Consider the following 5,216-nt stretch of genomic DNA (forward strand, 5'->3'; position numbering starts at 1 on the left):
TGTTCATGCTGCCGTACGGCCTGTTCGATTACCGCCGTACGCGCTGTTCAGTTTCGACCGGACAGCCTGTTCATTTTCACCGGACTGTGCAGTCAATCATTCGCCAGCCCAGTTCCGTCATGGGACGACGGACCGCGCCAGGGTGGCACGCTCATGGCCGCTCAGGCGTTCGAGCAGTGCCGCTTCCGCGGCAACCATGGCGGCCATCGCCGTTGTCGTGTCGCCGCTGAGCGGCCGGTCCGGGCCAGGGGGCTTCACGCCCCAGTTCCAGGATGTGGGGGTCGGATGCGAATTGGGCGACGCCCAAAGGAACCAGCTGCGCCAGCCCGCCGCCATGTGGCCGAGATCCGGCGGGTCGCAGGCCAACGGCCGCCAGTGCAGCAGGAGTTGCTCGTCCAGCATGGCCGCCTCCTCCCGAAGGAGTTTCCCGTTCCACTCGTCCGCAACGGGGCCAGCCGCCATGGCAGTGTGCGGCACCATCTCCGCCCAGGTCTGCGCCGTCGGGGACGGTCGCGATGTTTCTGGCCCTTATTCAGCAGAAATACGTCCACCATACGCCTCGGCCTCGGGCGCCCGTCTTGCACAGGCCACCTTCTGCGTTTGAGATCGCGGCACTCGGGTGTTCCATAGTCCCGCACCGAGACGCTCCACGCTCGCTGATCGGACGCTGGAGCGCAAAAACTCTTAAGAGAAGCGATGCCAGGATCCGGGACCACCGCTCCGTGACAGCGTCTCTTTGGGCACAGCTCGCCAGCGACGGAAATCCGGTCGTGATGGTTATGGCTCGGAGACGCCAGTATGTGGCACCGCCATCCTCACGCGGCGAATTATAGCGTCCGGATGCTATAATCCGGTAAACTCCACATAGGCCCAGGACCGGCTTACTGGCCGCGTCCTCGGAGCATCGTCTCGCAGGAAACTGGACAACGCGTTCGCGCGGTGTCCTGAGATCGGTCGAAGATCGACATTCACGCCGTCGCTGCCCGTTCCAATTTGATTTTTCGGCGCAGCCGCGTACAAGGCCATCTGGACCTGCTCGTGGAGAGGATACCGGGCGGGACCGACGCGGCGTCCAGCAACATGAGCAGGCGGATCAGGTTGTCGGCGACGGCGGTCAGGGTGAACATCCGGCTGACGCGGGCTGTGCTGTAGTGGAGGCGCTGGCGCAGCCCAGCCTCTTCGACCCAGCCGAAGGCCACCTCGATCCGCTTGCCGATTCGCAGGCTGACGGCATGGCCGGGGTGGCGGATGCTCCGGTTGTTGGTGGCCGCTCGGGAGCTCGTGTTCCGAGTGTTCTGTGGTGGGGTACCCAAAGTGCGCATCTGGGCAACAGAGGCCTTGATACCGGACGCTTTGCCAGCCCCGACTATACTGCAATGGTGGCCGGGGATGGCTTCAACCATGGACACCGCCGCCTCTCGTTCGGCGGCGCCCGTGGCCGGCATCACGCGGGCATCGACCGCCGGGGCGCAGCAGTTCTCCATCAGCGTGCGCCTCATGAAGCGCAACTTGGCCGTTGGCCCGTTGCCCTCGCGGCGCGGAAGCAGTTCGTCCTACATGGTTTCCTTTATGCCCTGGAAGCCGATCAGAGTGTGCTTGGCCAGCGATCCGTCTTCGTTCAGAATTGGGGTGTCGATGACCTTTTTCACCAGCTGGGCCACCTTCACGGACCGGAAGACGGTGTTCTTCTCGTCCTCGCCGTAGGCGGTATAATCGACGCCACGGGTCTCGATCACGCGCTCCAGGGCGTCATTGACAGCGTGGAGGCGCTCCTTCAGGGACCGCACCAGATCCTGGCCGACGATCGTCACTTCGACGATGGCCTTCAGCTTTTCGAGAACAACATTGACCTCGGTGTCGTAGGTCTGCGCCTTCTCCAGGTTCGCCCGGGCGTCGTCGAGCTTCTTGGAGGCGCGGGCACTCAAAACGCTGCCGAGGACGAGAAGCGCCGGCCCGGCCACCAGGGTTCCCAGGACCATGGTCCCTCCGGCGATGCCATATCCGCCGGCGGCCAGCGTCCCGCCGCCCAGCCACGCCAGCGTGGCGTTCGTAGCGGCAACGCCGCTCAGTCCGCTGATGGCCGCTCCGGTGCCGGCCGAGGCCAATGCCATGGTTCCGCTGTAGGCGCCGAACGCGGTGAGCGCGCCGGCCCCGGCCCCGGCTGCGACGCCGCCGACGAACTGGGCGGCGAAGGAGCAGGAGTGCCGCAGATCCTCCAGAATGACCTCCGTGAAGTCGCCGATCTGGAGGCGATCCAGTTCATGGCTGTGGCCCAGCTGGACATTCTTCAGCCGACCGTAGAGATCAACGAAGTCCTTGATCTCATTGCTGAGGATGTCAATCTTCATCTCGCCGTAGGTTCGCAGCGCCGTGTTGCAGGTGTCCTTGCCGCTCTCGAGCGATTTTTCGGCGGTGCTGACGATGTCGGCGGCGGTCTCCTGGATGCCGTTTGCCTCGCTGTTGCGGTAGGCCGCTTGGGCAGCCTTGCCCACGCCAAAGAGGCCCGCCAGGCCGAGGGCGACGGGTACGAGAAGGGGCAAAGGCATCGGTGCTGTTCTCCTTCGGGGAATGATCGGCCGAGCGTCCGCTGGTCAGAGGACCAGCGCACTGTCGGAGGTCATGAAATCGTCGAACTGACTGCGGTTGACGAATTGCAGCGTCTTGCCCATGAGCGCGGCCAGAGAGTTCGCAGAGGCGGCGAAATCGTCAATTCGGCCTGAGAGCACGGCCGCGTCCATGCTGGAGATGCTGTCGGCGATCTCGGCGCGCCCGTCGTCGAGCCATTCGACGAACCGGGTCCGGAACTCCAGCCGGTAGCCCTCCAGGCTCGCACGGGCCACTTCACAGTATTCCTTGATCTCGAGATAGTTTTCGTGGGCTTCCCGCGCGTCCTTGAATGCGGCCAGCGCGTCTTGATAGAGCATCGAACTCAGCGTGTAGCCGATCATGCCGCCGATGGCGCCGCCAACGACCGGAATGGGAATGACCACCTGTCCGACCGCCGTGAACAGGCCGCTGGCGAGCAGTCCGCTGCCTCTCTCGCCGATGGTCTCGAGGAACTCGACCTCGTCGATCTCCCCCCGAACGTATTGCCTCACTGCGCTGCCAACCTCCAGACAGACCGTCACCACCATCGACGGCAATGACGTGCGGGCCAGCGAGCGTGTCGTTGCGTTGGCGGACTGCTGCATCACCCCTTTCACGGCGGTTCCGACAAACGCGGTGCCGTATCCCGCTGCCGCCGCTTTTCCGGTGTCGGCAACGGTGTCGAGAATCGCCTGCTCCAATTCCTTGTCGCCCTGATGGACCGCAATCACATTCGTGACGGCCGAGATGGCGCCTCCGAAAAGCGCCCCGATCTCAGCACCCCTGACCCCCGCTCGATGGCTGGTGCGGGTGATGTTGAAGGCGGTGGCGAGCTCAGGGTGCTTGCGCAGAAACAGAGCCTGCCTCGTTGTCAGGCCGCTGTCGCGGATGTTGCCTTTGACCGTGTCGTAGTTCGCCGCCTGGGCCCGCTTCTCGGCCGCGAGCTCGGCCTTGCCCAGAGCCTCCAGCCTGTCGGCCTGTTCACGGAGAGCCTTGGCCCGCTCGTCGCAGAACTTGACCGCACCGGCGACCTGTTCCGATGGCAGGTCAAGCTTGGCGTTCAAGTACCGCGACTTATCGTTGCTTCCACCGCCTTTGCCCTGGGCGATGTTTTTCAGCAATTCCTCCGTATCATTGACAAATTTCATCTGGGACCCGGAGCCTGGGATGTAGACTCCATGCGCGTCCACTTCGATGTGATCATAGATGGGATGGTTCGTGCCGAAATCCGGGTGATCGTCCGACCGCATCACGCGCTCGGCCCTGCCATTGATGATGTTTTCAGCGTTCGTCTGCGCAGTCGTTTGGACCTCGGCGCTGAATCCCGCCTGCTGTTTGATGTTGTTGGCAGCATCCTTGGAGGACTTCGTGCTGACTTTGTACTCCGAGATGCGCTTCAGCCCCTTGGCCAGCCGCACCCCCGTTTCGTTGTCGATGCCCGTGTAGGCCTTCACGAACTCGGCGGCGGCGCTGCCGTAGCGCCCGACCATCTCAGTGGATCCGGAACTGATGGCCACGTTGCGGAAGGTGGAAGAGGAAAACCTTAGCCGCTGCATTTTCTTTTCCATCCGCTTCCTCTGTCTCGCTGGTGCGGAAGGCGCCGCGGCCGTCCGTGCGATAACCGCGGCGACATCGTCAATCCGCTGAAGGCCAATCATTCCGATTATACGCACTGCCGAGCCATGCGCTACCCAAAGTCATAGAGTTCAGAAAAATATGATCATATCCGTTCGCATACGGAAGCCTAATCAACTTTTGCGATAGCTTTGAGCGATCCGGACGTTCCAAGAGCACGGCCGTCGAAGACTTCACTCCAGTCAAGCTGCCGTCGGGTCCCTTGAGGCGAGCATCCATTTCATCTGTGGACCTAAATGCGATCGGCATGGGATCGCTGCAGGCATGCTTCGAAGAGCAGCCGTGTCTTTTGCCTCAATCACAACACCAAATCCATTACACATCGAAAATGGCCGAGCATGCCCCTCTGTTCGGCCGTCAGAAAGCGCTGTATTCCGATAGACTGCTGCAGCGCGACGGCGTCTTATCTGATATCTGAAGCCTTACATCGCATCGCGGATGCCCGCCGGTTCAGCCTGCTGCGAGATGCAAGGGCTTCGCCTCGCCCTGGCGAAGTCCGGCCTCTTCGAGCTGTTTGGCAAGGAGCAGGGCGGCGAGTGTGTCCATGGCGGCTCGGACCTCCGGGCGCAGGACCATATGGCTCTCCAGGTCGACGGCGTCGGCGATGCGCAGGGCGCCGTCTCGGGGCTCCAGGAGGTGTTATTCCTCCCGGATGAAGGTGCTGCTGCACGCTGGGTGGCTGCGTGGCTTGCTGGCGGGCCGGCAGCGGAGCGGCTAGCAGCTGTTCCAGATGGTCGAGGGCGGCGGCGATTACCGCGCCATCGCGGAGCACAGCGCTCTCATCCTCGCCGACATCGGCGCCGCGGGCTAGTACTACAGCCGGGATCATCGGTCTCTGCGTCTGTTGAGTTGGCGTTCTGCGGAAAGGATGCCGAGCATGACGACGGTTGCCGAGGCGAGGGGCTGGGAGGTCGCTCTGGATGCGCTGATGGGACGGCTTGGGTCGCGGTTCTGCCGGGTTGAGGCGCGGCAACGGGCGCGGTCCTATGTTGCCG

3 protein-coding genes and 1 pseudogene are annotated in these 5,216 nt (G+C 63.2%); all 4 read right to left on the reverse strand.

Annotated elements, in window-relative coordinates:
* Positions 1 to 117 precede the first annotated feature (117 nt).
* Positions 118 to 402, reverse strand: coding sequence for a hypothetical protein (locus J2851_RS35350; protein ID WP_209774050.1), 285 nt, complete (start codon positions 400 to 402; stop codon positions 118 to 120).
* A gap of 662 nt (positions 403 to 1,064) precedes the next feature.
* Positions 1,065 to 1,535, reverse strand: a pseudogene (locus J2851_RS35355) (IS5/IS1182 family transposase); the annotation flags it as partial.
* A gap of 18 nt (positions 1,536 to 1,553) precedes the next feature.
* The gene (locus tag J2851_RS35360; RefSeq protein ID WP_209774055.1) at positions 1,554 to 2,546 is read right to left on the reverse strand and encodes a hypothetical protein; all 993 of its coding nucleotides are present in this window, start codon (positions 2,544 to 2,546) and stop codon (positions 1,554 to 1,556) included.
* Positions 2,547 to 2,591: 45 nt separating this feature from the next.
* A complete protein-coding gene (locus tag J2851_RS35365) occupies positions 2,592 to 4,154 on the reverse strand; it encodes a hypothetical protein (protein WP_209774058.1) in 1,563 nt (520 codons plus the stop codon).
* Between the last annotated feature and the right edge of the window lie 1,062 nt (positions 4,155 to 5,216).

Origin of the sequence: Azospirillum rugosum, from assembly GCF_017876155.1 — a bacterium.
Classification (GTDB): Bacteria; Pseudomonadota; Alphaproteobacteria; order Azospirillales; family Azospirillaceae; genus Azospirillum; species Azospirillum rugosum.